This window comes from Cellulosimicrobium sp. NPDC030954 (assembly GCF_055571305.1).
Map to the genome: position 1 here is coordinate 293,347 of NZ_JBVIFN010000001.1, position 17,931 is coordinate 311,277.

The 17,931-nt window shown below is 74.2% G+C and carries 14 protein-coding genes and 2 riboswitches; of the genes, 8 read left to right on the forward strand and 6 right to left on the reverse strand.

Annotated features, from left to right (window positions below; genetic code table 11):
• Positions 1-153: 153 nt before the first annotated feature.
• Entirely contained in the window at positions 154-2,526 is a 2,373-nt protein-coding gene (gene purL, locus ACZ402_RS01255; RefSeq protein ID WP_375822595.1) for a phosphoribosylformylglycinamidine synthase subunit PurL, read from the forward strand.
• Positions 2,527-2,770: 244 nt separating this feature from the next.
• Positions 2,771-3,778 (forward strand): endonuclease/exonuclease/phosphatase family protein, encoded by a 1,008-nt coding sequence (locus tag ACZ402_RS01260; RefSeq protein ID WP_375822594.1) that lies wholly within the window; start codon positions 2,771-2,773, stop codon positions 3,776-3,778.
• Between the two features lie 83 nt (positions 3,779-3,861).
• On the opposite strand, the gene ACZ402_RS01265 is transcribed toward ACZ402_RS01260, so the two are convergent.
• Together ACZ402_RS01265 and ACZ402_RS01270 are read right to left on the reverse strand one after the other, a co-directional pair.
• The gene (locus ACZ402_RS01265) at positions 3,862-6,537 is read right to left on the reverse strand and encodes an MMPL family transporter (protein WP_375822593.1); all 2,676 of its coding nucleotides are present in this window, start codon (positions 6,535-6,537) and stop codon (positions 3,862-3,864) included.
• Positions 6,538-6,637: 100 nt separating this feature from the next.
• Positions 6,638-7,348: a TetR/AcrR family transcriptional regulator gene (locus tag ACZ402_RS01270; RefSeq protein WP_375822592.1), complete on the reverse strand. Its 711-nt coding sequence runs from the start codon at positions 7,346-7,348 to the stop codon at positions 6,638-6,640.
• A gap of 172 nt (positions 7,349-7,520) precedes the next feature.
• A riboswitch (SAM riboswitch) is annotated at positions 7,521-7,646 on the forward strand.
• 380 nt (positions 7,647-8,026) lie between these two features.
• On the opposite strand from ACZ402_RS01270, the gene ACZ402_RS01275 reads away from it, so the two are divergent.
• Complete coding sequence (locus tag ACZ402_RS01275) at positions 8,027-9,181, forward strand: LLM class flavin-dependent oxidoreductase (RefSeq protein ID WP_375822591.1); 1,155 nt, start codon at positions 8,027-8,029, stop codon at positions 9,179-9,181.
• 69 nt (positions 9,182-9,250) lie between these two features.
• Here the strand turns inward: ACZ402_RS01275 and ACZ402_RS01280 are convergent, their stop codons facing one another.
• The gene (locus tag ACZ402_RS01280; RefSeq protein WP_375822590.1) at positions 9,251-9,736 is read right to left on the reverse strand and encodes a Dps family protein; all 486 of its coding nucleotides are present in this window, start codon (positions 9,734-9,736) and stop codon (positions 9,251-9,253) included.
• Between the two features lie 264 nt (positions 9,737-10,000).
• Between ACZ402_RS01280 and ACZ402_RS01285 the strand changes: the two genes are divergently transcribed.
• Positions 10,001-11,026, forward strand: a complete 1,026-nt coding sequence (locus ACZ402_RS01285) for an aldo/keto reductase (RefSeq protein WP_375822589.1) — start codon at positions 10,001-10,003, stop codon at positions 11,024-11,026.
• A gap of 5 nt (positions 11,027-11,031) precedes the next feature.
• Here ACZ402_RS01285 and ACZ402_RS01290 read toward each other — a convergent pair whose 3' ends face one another.
• Positions 11,032-11,514: a hypothetical protein gene (locus ACZ402_RS01290; protein ID WP_375822588.1), complete on the reverse strand. Its 483-nt coding sequence runs from the start codon at positions 11,512-11,514 to the stop codon at positions 11,032-11,034.
• Between the two features lie 161 nt (positions 11,515-11,675).
• On the opposite strand from ACZ402_RS01290, the gene ACZ402_RS01295 reads away from it, so the two are divergent.
• The gene (locus tag ACZ402_RS01295; protein ID WP_375822587.1) at positions 11,676-12,080 is read left to right on the forward strand and encodes a hypothetical protein; all 405 of its coding nucleotides are present in this window, start codon (positions 11,676-11,678) and stop codon (positions 12,078-12,080) included.
• Between the two features lie 97 nt (positions 12,081-12,177).
• On the opposite strand, the gene ACZ402_RS01300 is transcribed toward ACZ402_RS01295, so the two are convergent.
• Together ACZ402_RS01300 and ACZ402_RS01305 are read right to left on the reverse strand one after the other, a co-directional pair.
• Positions 12,178-12,747: a flavin reductase family protein gene (locus tag ACZ402_RS01300; RefSeq protein WP_375822586.1), complete on the reverse strand. Its 570-nt coding sequence runs from the start codon at positions 12,745-12,747 to the stop codon at positions 12,178-12,180.
• Positions 12,744-13,343: an NADPH-dependent FMN reductase gene (locus ACZ402_RS01305; protein ID WP_375822585.1), complete on the reverse strand. Its 600-nt coding sequence runs from the start codon at positions 13,341-13,343 to the stop codon at positions 12,744-12,746. The genes ACZ402_RS01300 and ACZ402_RS01305 overlap by 4 nt, the downstream gene beginning before the upstream one ends.
• Before the next feature lie 20 nt (positions 13,344-13,363).
• A riboswitch (SAM riboswitch) is annotated at positions 13,364-13,498 on the reverse strand.
• A 246-nt stretch (positions 13,499-13,744) separates the two neighbouring features.
• Between ACZ402_RS01305 and gdhA the strand changes: the two genes are divergently transcribed.
• The 3 genes from gdhA to ACZ402_RS01320 all read left to right on the forward strand — a co-directional run bounded on the left by gdhA (position 13,745) and on the right by ACZ402_RS01320 (position 17,890).
• Positions 13,745-15,082, forward strand: coding sequence for an NADP-specific glutamate dehydrogenase (gene gdhA, locus ACZ402_RS01310; protein ID WP_375822584.1), 1,338 nt, complete (start codon positions 13,745-13,747; stop codon positions 15,080-15,082).
• An 82-nt stretch (positions 15,083-15,164) separates the two neighbouring features.
• Positions 15,165-15,962 (forward strand): copper homeostasis protein CutC, encoded by a 798-nt coding sequence (locus ACZ402_RS01315; protein ID WP_375822583.1) that lies wholly within the window; start codon positions 15,165-15,167, stop codon positions 15,960-15,962.
• Positions 15,963-16,210: 248 nt separating this feature from the next.
• Positions 16,211-17,890: an ABC transporter substrate-binding protein gene (locus ACZ402_RS01320; RefSeq protein WP_375822582.1), complete on the forward strand. Its 1,680-nt coding sequence runs from the start codon at positions 16,211-16,213 to the stop codon at positions 17,888-17,890.
• Positions 17,891-17,931 lie beyond the last annotated feature (41 nt).

Here is a 17,931-nt window from a genome sequence, read left to right on the forward strand (position 1 = left end):
GAACCCGGAGGACGGGTCTCCGCACGGCGAGACGCCCGTCTCGGTTCTCCGCCGACCGCGACGCGAGACGCGCGGACGCCCTCTCCCCGTACGCCGGTAGACTGGCCGCGCGCCGTCGTGCGCTCCCCGCTCAGCGCCCACCCGAGGGAAACGATGACCGCCCCCGCACCCCAGGCTTCCGCACGCTCCGAGGCTCGTCCCGCCGCGCCGACGCTCGACACCGTCGAGCACGCCGCCGCCACCCCCGACGAGGTCCAGCCGTACGCCGAGCTCGGCCTCAAGCCCGACGAGTACCAGCGCATCCGCGACATCCTGGGGCGCCGCCCCACGGCCGCGGAGCTCGCGATGTACTCCGTCATGTGGTCCGAGCACTGCTCGTACAAGTCGTCCAAGGTCCACCTGTCGAAGTTCGGCGCGGCCACCACGGACGAGATGAAGAAGCACCTGCTCGTCGGCATCGGCGAGAACGCGGGCGTCGTCGACATCGGTGACGGCTGGGCCGTGACGTTCAAGGTCGAGTCGCACAACCACCCGTCGTTCGTCGAGCCCTACCAGGGCGCCGCGACGGGCGTCGGCGGCATCGTGCGCGACATCATCTCCATGGGCGCGCGCCCCGTCGCCGTCATGGACCAGCTCCGCTTCGGCGCCGTCGACCACCCGGACACGGCGCGCGTCGTGCACGGCGTCGTGTCCGGCGTCGGCGGCTACGGCAACAGCCTCGGCCTGCCGAACATCGGTGGCGAGCTCGTCTTCGACTCCTCGTACCAGGGCAACCCCCTCGTCAACGCGCTGTGCCTCGGCGTGCTGCGCCACGAGGACATCCACCTCGCCAACGCCTCGGGCGTCGGCAACAAGGTCGTGCTGTTCGGCGCGCGCACGGGCGGCGACGGCATCGGCGGCGCCTCGATCCTCGCCTCGGAGACGTTCGAGGACGGCGTGCCCGCCAAGCGCCCGAGCGTCCAGGTGGGCGACCCCTTCATGGAGAAGGTCCTCATCGAGTGCTGCCTCGAGCTCTACGCGGCGCAGGTCGTCGAGGGCATCCAGGACCTCGGCGCCGCCGGCATCTCCTGCGCGACGTCGGAGCTCGCCTCCAACGGCGACGGCGGCATGCACGTGTGGCTCGACGACGTCCTGCTGCGCGACCCCACGCTCAACGCGGGCGAGATCCTCATGTCGGAGTCGCAGGAGCGCATGATGGCGGTCGTCGCGCCCGACAAGCTCGACGAGTTCCTCGCGATCACCGCCAAGTGGGACGTCGAGACCGCCGTGATCGGCGAGGTCAACGACTCGGGCCGCCTGACGATCGACCACCACGGCGAGCGCATCGTCGACGTCGACCCCCGGACGGTCGCGCACGAGGGCCCGGTCTACCACCGCCCGTACGCGCGCCCGTCGTGGCAGGACGGCCTCAACGCCCGCACCGTCGAGGCCGACGCGCTCGCACGCCCCGAGAGCGGCGACGACCTGCGCGCGACGGCCCTGCGCCTCCTCGCGTCGCCGAACCTCGCGTCCAAGGAGTGGGTGACGAACCAGTACGACCGGTTCGTCCAGGGCAACACCGCGCTCGCGCAGCCCGACGACTCGGGCGTGGTCCGCGTCGACGAGAGCACGGGCCTCGGCGTCGCGCTCGCGACGGACGCGAACGGCCGCTACGGCAAGCTCGACCCGCGCACGGGCGCCCGCCTGGCGCTCGCCGAGGCGTACCGCAACGTCGCGACGACGGGCGCCCGCCCGCTCGCCGTGACCGACTGCCTCAACTTCGGCTCGCCCGAGGACCCGGACTCCATGTGGCAGCTCGTCGAGGCGATCGAGGGCCTCGCGGACGCGTGCCGCGAGCTCGGCGTGCCGGTGACGGGCGGCAACGTGTCGCTCTACAACGGGACCGGCGAGCCCGGCCAGATCGACTCGTCGATCCACCCGACCCCCGTCGTGGGCGTGCTCGGCGTGCTCGACGACGTCGCGCACGCGACGCCGTCGGGCTGGCGCGAGACGGGCGAGAGCATCTACCTGCTCGGCACGACGCGCCCCGAGCTCGACGGGTCGGCCTGGGCCGACGTCGAGCACGGCCACCTGGGCGGCGTGCCCCCGCAGGTGGACCTCGCGGCCGAGAAGGCGCTCGCCGGCGTCCTCGTCAACGCGAGCCGCGACGACCTCGTGTCGGCCGCGCACGACCTCTCCGAGGGCGGGCTCGCGCAGGCGCTCCTCGAGGCGTCGCTGCGCTTCGGCGTCGGGGCCACCGTGTCGCTCGACGCGCTGACCGAGCGCGACGGCGTCACCCCGTTCGAGGCGCTGTTCTCCGAGTCGACGGCGCGCGCGCTCGTCGCGGTCCCCCGCGGCGAGGAGTCCAAGCTCGTCGACGCGTGCGTCGCGCGAGGCGTCCCCGTGCTGAAGATCGGCGAGACGGGCACCGAGCCCGGCGCCGTCGCCGAGTCCGGCGAGGCGCTCGACGTCGCGGGCCTGTTCACCGTCCCGCTCAGCGAGGCGGACGCGGCCTTCCGCGGCACGCTCCCGGCCATCTTCGGCTGACACCCCGCACCACGGACGCCCCGGTCACCGCCCAGGTGACCGGGGCGTCGTCGTCCATGGACCCTGGCCGAGCACGACCCTGCCCGCTGTCGAGCACGACATGAGCGTCGTTCTCGGGCGGAGAACGACCCTCATGTCGTGCTCGGCGGACCGGGGCGCGATGCTGCGCGGGTTTCGTGGAGGTCGGCGGGCGAGGTGGTGCGGCGGGGCGCGGGGCCGGGCGCGATGCTGCGAGAGTCCGGGCATGACCTCGGTGACCACGAGCCTCCCGCCCGCGCGCGTCACCGCCCGACGGCGGCCGGGCGGTCCGGTCCTCACCGTCCTGCTGGCGACGGGGACCGTGGCGGTCGCTCTGCTCACGCTCGTGCGCGCGGTCCCGTACGACGCGGTGACGCCGTTCGCGCAGGTCGTCGGGTTCACGCCGTTCGTCGCGGCGGCTGCCGTCGTCGGCGTCGTGGTCACGCTCGTCGTGCGCCGGTGGATCCTCGCGGCGCTGCTCGCCGTGTGCGTCGCCGCGCAGGCGGTGTGGCTCGTGCCGGCGTTCGTGCCCGGTCCGGCACCGCCCGACGGCGCGGTCTCCGTGCGTGTGATGGGCGCCAACGCGTGGCTCGGGTCGGCGGACGCCGACGCGCTGGTCGACCTCGTCCGCGAGCAGGACGTCCAGGTGCTCGCCGTGCTGGAGCTGACGACCGACCTGCGCGAGCGCCTCGTCGCGGCGGGCATCGAGGACGTGCTCCCGTACAGCGCGGACGCGAAGGTCGGGTCCGGGGCGCTCGGCAGCGGGCTGTGGAGCGCGTCGCCCCTCCGCGACGTGGACCTCGAGCCGTTCTCGAACGACGCGATGCCGTCCGCGACGGTCGAGGTCGACGGGGTGCCGGTGCGGGTCACCGCCGTGCACCCGATCCCGCCGATCCCGGAGTACGTGCGGGTCTGGGGCGAGGAGACCGCCGCGCTGGCCGAGCGGGCGACGGCGGACCCGCTCCCGCAGGTGCTCGTCGGCGACTTCAACGCGACCCACGACCACGCGACGTTCCGCCGGCTGCTCGGCGACCGGTTCCACGACGCGAGCCGCGCGTCGGGCGGCGGGCTCGACCTGTCGTGGTCGCCGCGGCCGGGCACGGTGCCGCCGGTCCTGAACCTCGACCACGTGGTGACGGACCGCGAGAACGTCGTGACCGACGTCGCCTCCCTGCCCGTGCCCGGCAGCGACCACCACGCGATCGTCGCGACGGTCCACGTGCCCCGCCCTTGACGCCGAACCCGGGATTCCGCGCCACCGAGCAGACTCGGTGACGCGGGACCCCGGGTTCGGCGCCGGGAGGTGACGTGGAGCGTTCAGCCGCGCGCGGGCTCCGGCTCGGTCGCTCCAGGGTCGGTCGTGGCACTGCCCGCGTCGTCCGCGCCGGCATCCCCGTCGGGGTGGTGCGGGTGGCGGCGCTCCAGGGCGGCGCCCTCGACGTCGACGTCGGGCAGGATGCGGTCGAGCCAGCGCGGGAGCCACCACGCCTTGTCGCCCACGAGGTGCATGAGCGCCGGGACGAGCAGCATCCGCACGACGAACGCGTCGACCAGCACGCCGAACGCGAGCGCGAACCCGATGGGCCGGATCATCGCGCTGTGCGAGAAGACGAACCCGCCGAAGACGGAGATCATGATGATCGCCGCCGCGGTCACGACGGACCGGCCCGCGCGCAGGCCCTGGGTGATCGCGACGCGCGCCGGGGCGCCGTGCGCGTACGCCTCGCGCATCCCCGAGCCGAGGAAGAGCTGGTAGTCCATCGCGAGGCCGAACAGGATGCCGACGAGGATCGTGGGGAGGAAGTTGAGGATCGGGCCCGGCGTCTCGACGCCGAACACCCCCGACAGCCAGCCCCACTGGTAGATCGCGACGACGCCGCCGAGCGCGGCGAAGTAGGACAGGATGAACCCGAGCGTCGCGACGACCGGCACGAAGACCGACCGGAACACCAGCACGAGGATCACGAGCGACAGGCCCACGACGACCGCGAGGTAGATCGGCAGCGCCTGCGCGAGCTTGTCGGAGATGTCGATGTTGCCGCTGGCCGAGCCGGCGACGCCCAGCGTCACGTCCCCGTCGAGCGGCTCGAGCGCGCGCAGGTCGTGCACCAGCTCCTCGGTGGACTCGCTCGTCGGTCCCTCGGCGGGAACCACCTGGAACGCGGCGACCGTGCGGTCGTCCGACGTGCCGATCGGGGCGACCGCGCGGACGTCGTCCAGCGCGAAGAGCTCCTCGGCGACGCGCACCTGGTACTCCAGGGCCTCCGCCTCCGTGGGCTCGCCCGGGAGGTCGGCGACGACGAGCAGCGGGCCGTTCGTGCCCTCGCCGAACCGCTCGGCGATCGTCGAGTACGCGCGGTACTGGGTGGAGTCGTGCGCCTCCGACGACCCGTCGGGCAGGTTGGTGCGCAGGTCGAGCGCGGGGAGGGCGATCACCCCGAGCGCCACGACGGCGAGCAGCGCCGTGCCCACCGCGCGCAGCGTCGACATCGGGCGAGCGGGCTTCGCCGCCCCCGCGGTGGTGCCCGACGGCGTGGGGCCGGCTGCGGCGTCGGTCTCGCCCGGAGCCCCGGCCGCCTCGGTCCCGGCGAGCGCGGCGCGCTCGCGACGGCTGAGGATGCGCGTCCCGATCATGCTCAGCAGGGCTGGCGTGAGGGTGACGGCGATGAGCACGGCGATCGCGACGCACAGCGCGCCGACGGTCCCCATGAGGCCGAGGAACGGGATGCCGGTGACGTTGAGCGCGAGGAGCGCGATGAGCACCGTGGCGCCGGCGAAGACGACGGCGTTGCCCGACGTGCCGTTCGCGAGCGCGATCGACTCCTGCACGTCGTCGCCCTGCTTGAGCTGGCGGCGGTGGCGGTTGACGATGAACAGCGAGTAGTCGATCCCGACCGCGAGCCCGAGCATGAGGCCGAGCACGGGCGTCACGGACGACATCTCGACGACGCCCGACAGCGACATCGCCGCGAGCGCGCCGATCCCGACGCCGATGAGCGCCGTGAGGATCGGCAGCCCCGCGCCGACGAGCGTGCCCAGCATGACGATCAGCACGATCGCCGCGACGACGAGGCCGATCGCCTCGCCGACGCCGAAGACCTGGGGAACTCCTTGCGTGATGTCGGACGAGAAGTCCGTCTGGACGCCGTCGACCGGGTCGTCGGCGAAGACCGCGACGAGGTCGTCCTTGGTCTGCTGCTCGATGCTCATGTTCGGCTCGGTGAACGCGACGCTCGCGACGGCGGCGCTCCCGTCCTCGGACACCATGCGGATCTCCGACGCCATCTCGAGGAGCGGTGCGGAGAGCTCGAGCTGCGCGGACTGCTCCTCGAGCATCGTGCTCTGGTCCTCCAGCGCGGTCACCTGCTTGTCGAGCGCCGCGGCCTGGGCGTCGAGCTCGGCGCGCCCGGCGTCGAGCTCGGCCTGCTGCGCGTCGAGCTGGGGCGCCACCTGGTCGAGCGCGCCCGCGGCCTCGGCCTGCGCGCGCGCCGCGTCGAGCTGGGCCTGGCCCTGGTCGAGCTGGGTCCGCGCGGCGTCGAGCTGCTCCTGGCCCGCGGCGAGCTGGGCGCGACCGTCCTCGATCTGCGTGCGCCCGGCCTCGATCTGGGTGCGACCGTCCCCGATCTGCTGACGCTGGTCCGCCAGCTCGGCCTGCGTGGCGAACGGGTCGACGGCCGTCTCGACGCCGTCGACGTCCTCCGCCGCGGCGAGGCGGTCGGAGATCTCCGCCTCCTGCTCGGGCGTGAACGCGGAGCCGTCCTCCGTGACGAAGACGACGGTGCCGCTCCCGCCGGAGGCCTCCGGGAGCGCCGTCTGCAGGCGCTCGGTCACCTCGGCGGTCGGGGTGCCGGGGATGGAGAAGCTGCTCGCGAGCGAGCCGCCGAACGCGACGAACGCCGCCCCGGCCAGCACGAGCACCGCGAGCCACGAAGCGAGGACGGTCCGCGCGCGGCGCGCGCTGGCGCGGCCGAGGCGGTAGAGGAGTTCAGCCATGAGGATCCTTCGGTGGGAGTCCGGGACGGTCCGGTCGGCGGTCCGGTGAGCGGTGCGGCGTGCAGGCCGGGTGGTGGTCGGTCGGGGGAGGAGGGCGGCGTCAGGCGGGGAGCGCCCAGCCCGCGCGCACACGTCCGACGAGGTGGTCGAGGAGGTCCGCCCAGACGCGGCGCGAGGCGTCGTCGTCGGCGGCGCCGGTCGCGGCCCACCAGCGTCGCTGGATCACCAGGACCCCGGCCATGAGCGCGCCCACGAGCATCTCGATCTCGAGCGGGTCGACGTCGGGGTGCCGCCGCGTGGTCTCGGCGACCAGGCGCTCGGCGAGGTGGGTGAACGTGCGCACGACCATCGTCGTGACGCGCGGGGTGGGCTCGGTCGCGGTGCCGCCGAGTGCGCGCGTGAGGTAGGACATCGGGCCGACGAGGTCGGTGCCGCGGAGCGCCGCGGTGAGGTCGTCGAGCGGGGTCGTGCGGTCGGTGCCGGGGTCGGCCGCGCTCGCCCCGAGCGCGTCGACCACGGTGCCCAGCACATCCTCGCACACCTCGACCACCACGTCGTCGAGCGACGCGAAGTGGTTGAAGATCGTGCGCCGCGCGACGTCGGCGCGGGCCGCGAGCTCGTCGACGGTGAACCGGGTGCCGCCGTTCTCCTCCATGAGCGACGCCGCCGCGTCGACGATCGCCCGCCGGTGCCGTGCGCGCAGCGCGGCGCGGCGGTCGGTGGAGGAGCCGGTCGGGGGGGCGGGCGCGGAGCCCGTCGTCGGGTCGGTCACGGGCACGCCCGACGGGTCGGTCGCGGAGGGGAGGGGCACCTCTTGACACTAAGTGCATCGATGCACTCGGTGCAAGCAGCGCCTCGGGCGGCAGAAAGTTGACCGATCAAGTCCAGTATGTGGGAAGGTCCCCTCGGCGCGTTGACACCCTGCGGCGGCCGCTCGTAAGTTCCCGCGCAACCGAGGTCGACGTACCCCGGTCACAGGACATGGTCATGAGCTCCGACGCCAAGCCCCGGCTCGTCGGACGGCAACCCTCCCGCGCGGTGGGGTGCCCCGGGTGAGGACCGGGTCCCGCGTCGCGCGGACCACGCGCGGCGCGGGGCAAGGACGCGGAGCCCGGCGACGGGCACGAAGGAGACGGACGATGGACCGGCGGGAGTCGAGCACCGCGGTGAGCACCGCGGTGAGCACCCCGGTGACCGCCGCGCACGCCTCGACGTGCCCCCGTCCACCCGCGGGCGCCTCTGCCGCGCGCGCACTCGGGACCGCGGGTCCCGCGCGCGCCACCTGTTGTCGCTGACGACGAACCGCCACCGAAGAGGCCCGCGCGCCCCGCGCGTGGCCCGTCGCCCCCGGCTTCCCGCGCCCCGTCCTGCCACCCCGCGGCGGAGCAGCCCTGCCCACCTCCGCACCCGCCGCGCCCCGAGCGTCGTCGGCGCTCTACCGGCGACGGCGTCGGCGCTGCGCTGGCAGCACCGAGAACGGAACCTCGCGATGTCCGACCCCCGCCCCGCCCGCACGCTCCACCTCGGCGTCGACCTCACCGACGCCGGCGCGCACCCCGCCGCCTGGCGGACCGTGGGCACCCAGGCCCAGCGGCTCTTCGACGGGAAGCGCCTCGTCGAGCTCGTCGCCACCGCCCAGCGCGGCCTGCTCGACCTCGTCACGCTCGACGACGCGTTCACGCTCCGGCCGAGCCGCGACGGGTCCGTCCGGGGCCGGCTCGACGCCGCGCTCGTCGCCTCCCGCCTCGCGCCCCGCAGCGCGGGGATCGGCCTCGTCCCGACCGTGACGACGACGCACACCGAGCCCTTCCACGTGTCCACCGCGATCGCGACGATCGACCACGTGAGCTCTGGACGCGCCGGCTGGCAGGTCGGGTGGTCCACCACGCCGGCAGAGGCCGCGGCGTCCGGGCCCGACGGCGCGCAGGACGAGCCCGGCGCCGTCGCGGAGGCGGGCGCGGCCGTCGAGGCCGTCACGCGGCTGTGGGACTCGTGGGAGGACGACGCGGAGACCCGCGACGTCGCGACCGGCCGGCCCGGTGATCGCGAGCAGCTCCGCCACGTCGACCACGAGGGCATCCGGTTCGCGGTCGCGGGGCCGTCCAGCACGCCGCGGCCGCCGCAGGGCCGGCCGCCCGTCGTCGTGCGAGCGAGCACGCCCGCGTCGCTGGACCTCGCGGCCCGCCGCGCGGACGTGGTCCGGGTGCGGGCGGCGACGCTGGACGAGGCTGTCGCCCGGCGGGCGCAGGTGCGCGCCGCCGCGGCAGACGCGGGGCGCGACCCCGACGCCCTGCGGGTCCTCGTGGACGCGTACGTGGTCATCGGCGACACGCGTGCGAGCGCCCAGGCGCGCCTCGACCTGATCGAGGACCTCGAGGGCGTCTCGTGGGACACGGACTCCCTCACGCACGTCGGCACGGCGCGCGACCTCGCGGTCACGGCCGAGGAGTGGGTGCGCGCCGGTGCGGCAGACGGCTTCCTCCTGCGCCCGTCGTCCCTGAGCACCGACCTCGACGCGATCGTCGGCCGGGTCGTGCGCCTCCTGCAGGGGGCCGGCCTGTTCCGCACGGCCTACCCCGGGACGACGCTGCGCGACACGCTCGGTCTCTCCGGACGAGCATCCCGGCACGTCGCGGTCGCCTGACCGAGCCCCTCGGCGCAGGCCGTGCGGCCCGGGCCTCGTGCGACCACGACGCCCGGGCCGACGGGCTCGTCAGGCCTCGCGGTTCTCCGAGGAGAGGAACCACGCCTGCTTCTCCAGGTCGGCGATGATCTCGTGCAGGATGTCGGCGGTCGTGGGGTCCTCGGCGTCGACGCCGTCGTGCACCTCGCGCACGACCTCGACGGTCTGGGCGATGCGCTCGACGATCGCGTCGACCGTGTCGCCGACGGACACGAGGCCGGCCGGGTACGGCGAGAGGTCGGTCGTCGTCGCGACGGTCTCGGTCCGGCCGTCGGGCACGACCTGGAGCGCGCGCATGCGCTCCGCGACGGTGTCGCTGTGCTCGCGCGCGACGTCCACGACATCGTCGAGCTGGAGGTGCAGGTCGCGGAACCCGCGGCCCGTGACGTTCCAGTGGGCCTGCTTGCCCTGGACGTGCAGGTCGACGAGCGCGACGAGCACGCGCTGCAGGTGGGCGCGGAGCGTCTCCGACGCCTCGAATCGGGCGGTGGCGCGGTGGATGGTGGGTGCGGACATGGTGCTCCTCGCTCTCTCGGGGGTCTCCCGGAACGTGCGGCGGTCACCCGGCTTCCGTCGGTGCCGTCCTCGTGGCTCGTTCTCTTGAACGATTCCAGACTAGGTAGGATTCCCCGCTCCCGCCAGCAAGGACAGGCGTGCCTGACCTACGGCGACACGGGCCGATGGTGCCCGTCGCGAGGGGTGCGCGTCACGTTCTCTCGCCAGGTGAGAGGACCCGCCGCGGCCCTTGCCGAGCGACGCCCGGAGTGGTCCGCTGGCGTCATGACCGACGACCTCGCCCCTGCCGCCCTGCACCTCCTCCCCCAGCGCACGCTCGGCGCGGGGGACGCCGCCCTCACCGTCGCGGCCGTCGGTTTCGGCGGCATGTCCGTGACGGACGCGTACGGCCCCGCGGACGCCACCGAGGCGGAGGCCGTGCTGCGACGTGCGCTCGAGCTCGGGGTGACGCTGATCGACACCGCCGACGTCTACGGGCACGGCCGCAACGAGGAGCTGATCGGCCGGGTACTCGGGGCGCACCGCGACCAGATCGTCCTCGCGTCGAAGTTCGGGCTCCCGCCCGCGGGCGGGCACCCGGACGGCCGGCGGGTCGACGGTCGCCCCGCGTACGTGCGCGCGGCGGTCGACGCGAGCCTGCGCCGCCTCGGCACGGACCGGCTCGACCTGTACTACCTGCACCGCGTCGACCCGCAGGTCCCGATCGAGGACACGGTCGGTGCGCTCGCGGGGCTCGTGGAGGCCGGGAAGGTCCGCGGCATCGGCCTCTCGGAGCCGTCCGCCGCGACGGTGCGCCGCGCCCACGCGGTGCACCCGGTGACGGCCGTGCAGAGCGAGTACTCCCTGTGGACGCGCGACCCGGAGGACGAGGTGCTGCCCGCGCTGCGCGAGCTCGGCGTCGGGTTCGTGCCCTTCTCACCCCTGGGCCGCGGCATCCTCACCGGCACCGTGGACGCGCCCGACGGCTTCGCCGCGGACGACGTGCGCCGCGCCCACGCCCGGTACGCCGGCGAGGCGTTCGAGCACAACCGCGGCCTCGTGCGCACCCTCGAGCAGCTCGCCGCGGAGCGCGGCGTCACGACGGCGCAGCTCGCCCTCGCCTGGCTGCTCGCCCAGGGCGAGGACGTCGTCCCGATCCCGGGCACGAAGCGACTCGCCTACCTCGAGCAGAACGTCGCCGCGGCCTCGATCGGGCTCACCCCGGACGACGTCGCGGCGATCGGCGCCGCCATCCCGCGCGGGGCGGTGCAGGGCGTGCGGCACCCGCAGGCGGACCTTCTCGCCGGCTGACCCGGTCAGCCCGGCAGGGTCGCGGCTCCCGGGCCGGCGGGTGCGGCGTCGGGCGCGCGTCGCCGTGCCCGGACGCCGACGAGCGCCAGGGCCAGCTGCGCGACCCAGAGCACGAGGACCGCGGGCACCACGACGGCGCTCGCGAGCTCGGCCGCGTGATACCCGGGAGGGGTCGCGACGTCCAGCGGGACCGGCTGGGTGTACGTCAGGAGGAAGCCGACGGGGACCGTCACGACCCACAGCGCGACGGTCACGACGGCGTCGGGGAGCGGGACGTCGTCGGCGGTCCGTACGCGCCCGACCCACGTCCCCAGCAGGGGCGGGAGCGCGAGCAGGCCGGCGACCGGGACCGCCGCGACGACGAACCCCGCCATGAGCAGGCCGCCGCCCGCGGCGACGGCTCCGGCCACGAGGCACAGCGGGAGCACGAGGGCCGCCCAGAGCCGGCCGCGGAACGCGATCGTCCGCAGCCGTCGTGCTGTCGTCATGCGCGGCCCCCGTCGTCGTGGCGCGCCTCGGCGCGCGTCGTCGGCATCGTACGGCCGTGCCGCGCTCCGGGGGGATGGCGCGCGCGACCCATGGCTCGGGGCGGCACGCGGACCTAGACTGGAGGGGTCCTGTGGGTCTCCCCGCGCAGAGGTCGGCTCCGATGTCGTGGCTGCTCATGATCTGGTGCGCGACGGCGTGCACCGCCGCCGCCGCGTGGTGGGTGCTGCGCCGCGCAGGTCGCCCTCCGAGCCACCGGACGACCAGCCGGCCGCACCTGCTGCGGCGCCGTCCGCCGCCCCCCGACCCGCTCGCGACGCTCGCGCTCCAGGTGCGGCTGAGCGAGCTCGCGGCGGAGATGCGGCGCATCGAGGCGGACCCGGAGGTCTTCGCCCGTGCTCACCACTACCTCGCGGTCCAGGGCGCCTACGACGCGCTGCTGCGGGAGGCGTGCCGGCTCACCGGGCTCTCGGTCGAGGACGCCCCGCTGCGGGCCGGGTTCCGCACGGGCGACGACGAACGCTTCCGCGAGGAGCTCGAGCTCAGCGCGCGCGGCTGGAGCTGGTGACCGGTCCACCCGTGAAGGGCGGCGCGGGACGGACGAGGGGCCCGACGGCGGCGCGTCCGCGGTCGGGCCCCTCGCCCCTGGTGCCCGCCGCTCGGGGTCAGAGCGCCGAGTGGTCCCCGATCCGGTGGTAGGTGCGGTCGTGGTAGACGAGGGGCGACGGCGCGCCGGCCGCCCCGGGCCGGGTGCCACCGCCCGCGCCGACGCTCGACGCGAGCGCGCGCAGCGAGACGAGGTAGGAGTCGCCGACGGGCGTGCGCTGCACGACGCGGCCCCGGACCCAGGAGAGCGCGCCGTCGATCACGGGCTCGCCGGTGCCGAGGCGGGACCAGCCGCCGTCGGCGAACCGGTCGATGCCGCTCGTGGCGAACCGGGCCGAGACGTCGTCCTGGTGGTCGGCGAGGAAGCTCACCGCGAGCGTCCGCGCGGCCGAGACCGCGGGCCACGACGACGACGTCGACGCGAGCGAGAACGCGAGCAGCGGCGGCGCGGCCGAGACGGAGATGACCGACGTCGCGGTGAATCCCACGAGGCGGCCGTCGTGCTCGAGCGCGATCACGGCGACCCCGGCGGGGTGGCCGCGGAACACGGCCTTGTACTCGTCGGGGGAGAGCTGCGGCTCGTCCTGCTCCGCGAGGAGGGCCTCCAGGTGGGTGAGCCCGGCGGTCATCGGGTCACCCCCGCGAACGCGTCGGCGACGGCCTGGTCGGCGGGCGGCGGGTCGCCGCCGTCCACACCGGGGAGCGGCGTCGCGGCGCGGCGCAGCGCGTCGCCCTCGCGGGCGAGCCACGCGTCCACGACGGGGCCCAGGTCCGCGAGCTGCGCCTCGGTGACCGTGAGCGAGCGGGTCGGGACGACCGCCCCGAGCTCGACGAGCACGGGTCGCAGGTGCACCTCGCCGACGAGCGCGTGGGCGGGGCTGCCGGACACGACGAGCGGCACGACGACGACGCCCACGAGGCCGTCCGGGCCGTAGAGGTCGAGGAACGCCTTGAGGAGCCCGGTGTACGAGGCCTTGTAGACCGGGGTCGCCACGACGGCGACGGTCGCCGCGGCCAGCCGGTCGCGCGCGGCGTCCGCGCCGGGGTGCTCGGCGGCGAGGACCTCGTCGCCGAACGTCGCGAGGTCGATCGCCGCGACGTCGGTCGTACCGAGGAGGCCCGCGACGCGGTGCGCCACGGCTTCGGCGGCACCGAGCGTGCGCGAGCCGGGCCGAGGGTTGCCGGAGACGGCGAGGACCGTCGGGGAGGGGGAGCGGTGGGTCATGTGCACCTCGCAGTAGTCGTCGATCACGCTTGCCGTGCGGCCGTCCCCGCGGGTGCGGGGCTGGTCGCGCACGGCCGGGTCATCTCCCGGAGCACCCCGCCGTAACAGGGGGTTGCCGACCAGCGAGCCGGGGCTTGGCGCTGGTGCTCGTGACCTGGGGACGGGTATAGCAACGGCTCGCGATAAACCGCACTAGATCGATCGGGTTTCTCGACGGGTGGACGGTTGTGTCGTCCGCGGGTGCTTCCGGCAGGCCCGTGACGCCCCCCGGGGCGCGCCCCGGGCCTCGTCCCGAGCCCGCGCGCGACCTCTCCGGGTGCGCAGGGAGTGAGACGGCGGTACGGGAACTTCTGGCACAGGCGTACCGTCAGCAGGAGTTTCCGCCCAGACGAGGAGTGCCCATGGACAGTCGACTGCAGTCCGTCTACGACGAGGTCCTGCGTCGCAACCCCGGCGAGGCCGAGTTCCACCAGGCCGTGCGCGAGGTCTTCGACTCGCTCGGCCCCGTGCTGCGCAAGCACCCGCGCTACGTCGAGGCAGCCGTCCTCGAGCGCGTCTGCGAGCCCGAGCGCCAGATCATCTTCCGGGTCCCGTGGGTGGACGACACGGGCCGCGTGCAGATCAACCGCGGCTTCCGGGTCGAGTTCAACTCCGCGCTCGGCCCGTACAAGGGCGGCCTGCGGTTCCACCCGTCGGTCTACCTCGGGATCGTGAAGTTCCTCGGCTTCGAGCAGATCTTCAAGAACTCGCTCACCGGCATGCCGATCGGCGGAGGCAAGGGCGGGTCGGACTTCGACCCCCGCGGCCGCTCCGACGGCGAGGTCATGCGGTTCTGCCAGTCGTTCATGACCGAGCTGTACCGGCACATCGGCGAGAACACCGACGTCCCGGCCGGCGACATCGGCGTGGGCGGACGCGAGATCGGGTACCTGTTCGGGCAGTACAAGCGCATCACGAACCGCTACGAGTCCGGCGTCCTCACGGGCAAGGGCATCTCGTGGGGCGGGTCCCTCGTGCGCACGGAGGCGACGGGCTACGGCACCGTGCTCTTCGCGCAGAGCATGCTGGCGACGCGCGGGCAGGACCTCGACGGCCGCCGCGTCGTCGTCTCGGGCTCGGGCAACGTCGCGATCTACGCGACCGCCAAGGCGCAGCAGCTCGGCGCGAACGTCGTCGCCTTCTCCGACTCCTCCGGCTACGTCGTGGACGAGGCGGGCGTCGACCTCGACCTGCTGCGCCAGATCAAGGAGGTCGAGCGCGGTCGCGTCGCCGACTACGCGGCTCGCCGCCCGGGCGCGCGCGTCGTCACCGACGGCTCCATCTGGGACGTGCCGTGCGACGTCGCGCTGCCGTGCGCGACGCAGAACGAGCTCGACGAGGGCGCGGCCAAGCAGCTCGTGGCGAACGGCGTCGTCGCCGTCGCCGAGGGAGCCAACATGCCGACCACCCCGGCTGCCGTCGCGCTGCTCCAGGACGCGGGCGTCCTCTTCGCGCCGGGCAAGGCGGCCAACGCCGGCGGCGTCGCCACCTCCGCGCTCGAGATGCAGCAGAACGCCTCGCGCGACGCGTGGTCGTTCGAGTACACCGAGGACCGGCTCGCGCAGATCATGTCCGGCATCCACGACCGGTGCGTCGAGACGGCCGACGAGTACGGGACGCCCGGCAACTACGTGCTCGGCGCCAACATCGCGGGCTTCACCAAGGTCGCCGACGCGATCCTCGCGCTCGGCGTCATCTGACCGTCGTCTACCCTGGCCGACGGCCGCCGTCGCGCACAGCGCGCGACGCGACGGCCGCCGGACCGGACGACGGGAGAACGCAGTGACGACCACCGATCCCGAGGGGCCCGCCTCGCGCGTGGGCCGCGACGTCGTGCTCGAGCTCGCGGTGCAGGACCCGGACGGCGTCCGGGTGGCTGCCGCCGCAGGCGCTCGGCGCGTCGAGCTGTGCGTCGGCCTGGGCGCGACGGGCGGGCTCACGCCGAGCGCCGGCCTCGTGGAGGCGGCCGTCGCGGCCGCCGCGGACGCCATGACCGGTGCGGCGGCCGTCGAGGTGCACGTCCTCGTGCGCCCGCGCCCGGGCGGGTTCGTCCTCTCGGCGACGGACCTCGACGTGCAGGTCCGCGACGTCCGGGCCGCGGTCGCGGCGGGAGCCTCGGGGGTCGTGGTCGGGGCGCTGACCCCGGACGGCTCCGTGGACGTCCCCGCCGTGCGCACCCTCGTCGAGGCCGCCGACGGTCGCCAGGTGACGTTCCACCGCGCGGTCGACGTCGTGGCCGACCCGCTCGCGGCCCTCGACGCGCTCGCCGCCGCGGGCGTGGTGCGCGTGCTCACGTCGGGCGGCGCCGCCCGCAGCATCGACGGGGTCGAGCGCCTGCGCGCCATGTCGGTGCACGCCCGCGGCCCGCTGCGCGGCCGCGTCCAGGTCATGGCCGGCGGGGGAGTGCGGCCCCAGGACGTCGGCGCTCTCGTGGCCGCCGGCGTGGACGCCGTGCACCTCTCCGCGAAGCGCGTCGTCGCCGACGACGCCGGACCGGGGGGCGGCGGCGACGCCGGCTACGAGGTCACGGACCCCGAGGTCGCCGCGGCCGCGCGCACGGCGCTCGACGCCGCGCGCTAGCGGCACCTCGCCCCGCTACCCGGCGCGCGCGAGCCGTTCACGGCACGACGTCCCGACGGCCGGCCCCCGCCCACGCGGGGGTCGGCCGCCGTCGTTCCGGGCGGGCGTCGGCGGCCATGTCTCAGTTAGGTAACTTTCCTGTCGTATTAGCCGGCGACCCCGGATCGATTAGTTAGTGTTCCTGCCACACGCCTCCGGGCGCACGACGAACGACGCGACGACGCGTCGTCCACGCGAAAGGACCGATGATGATTCGAAGCACGGCGCGCAAGCGTCTGCTCACGGCGGTTGCGCTCGTGACCGGCGTGACCCTCATGGCGACGGGCTGCTCCGGCTCCGGGAACGGCGACGGCGAGCAGACCGCGGACGGTGGGCGCACGCTCAACGTCTGGGCGGGGTCGCAGACGCCGATCGTCGCGAACTTCAACCCGTACTCGCCGAACCCGCTGCACGCGGCCAACGGCGCGATCTACGAGCCGCTCTTCTACTACAACAAGGCGCAGGCCGGCCCGCCGGAGCCCCGTCTGGGCGAGTCGTTCGAGTGGTCGGAGGACGGGACCGAGCTCACCGTGAAGCTCCGTGAGGGCGTCAAGTGGACCGACGGCGAGGCCTTCGACGCCGAGGACGTGGTCTTCTCCCAGACCAACGAGGCCGCCAAGCGGGACTTCGTGCTCTCGGTCGAGGCCGTCGACCCGTACACCGTGACGTGGACGTTCGACTCGCCGCAGTTCACCTCCGAGGTCCAGATCCTCGGCACGTCGCTCGTCGTGCCCGAGCACATCTGGTCCGAGGTCGACGACCTGGTGACGTTCGCGAACGAGAACCCGGTCGGCACCGGCCCGTTCAAGGCCGACGCGGTCACCGAGGCGGCCTACACGGTGGTCGCCAACGAGGACTACTGGGACGGCGCTCCCAAGATCAAGAAGGTGCGCTACCTCGGCATCGACGCGAACCAGAGCGCCGAGGACCTCATGACCACGGGCAAGGTCGACTGGACCGCGATGTTCGTCGCGGACCCCGACCGCATCACCGCGGACGGGCGCCTGAGCATGATCAACACGCCGCAGGACCCGACGACGATCTACACGTGCGTCTCGGTCGACCTCGGCTGCGCCGGGCCGCAGACCGACGTCGCGGTGCGCCAGGCGATCAACCTCGCGATGGACCGCACCGAGATCAACGAGAAGGCGTTCGCCGGCCTCGCCGCCACCGCGTCCCCGACGTTCGCGCTGCTCGGCCGCGACGACCGCTGGATCTCGCCGGACGTCGAGGCGGAGAGCCCGCAGACGGCCGACGCCGCGGCGGCGTCGAAGGTCCTCGAGGACGCCGGCTACACCAAGGGTGCGGACGGCATCTACGAGAAGGCCGGCCAGAAGGTCGAGCTGACCCTCATCACGGTCGACGGCTGGAACGACTACAACGCCGTCGGTGACCTGCTCGTCGAGCAGGCGAAGGCCGCCGGCATCTCGGTCGTCCACAACAAGGTCACGCAGCAGGAGATGTCCGACGCGCGCGCCGCGGGCACCTACCAGCTCATGGTCGGCGGCATCACGGGCCCGTCGCTCGACGACCCGTTCACCATCTACCGCCAGTGGATGTCGACGGACTACACGCGTCCGGTCGGCGAGGTCATGGAGTCCGGGCTCTTCAACTACGTGCGCTACACCAACCCGAAGGTCGACGCCGCGGTCGAGGCGGCCGCCTCGACGAACGACGAGGCCGCGAAGCAGGAGCAGTACGCGGTCATCCAGGAGGAGATCGTCCGCGACCTGCCCTACATCCCCGTCGTCGTGAACGCCTCGCAGACCTTCATGGACACGAAGGACTTCACGGGCTGGCCGACGGAGGAGGACCTCTACGCCTTCCCGCCGTCGTGGAGCACGGTCTCGCTGGGCGTCGTGCTCTCGAAGCTCGAGCCGACGAGCTGATGCGACCGCGCCGAGGAGGAGGAACGGGGAACGAGGGACAC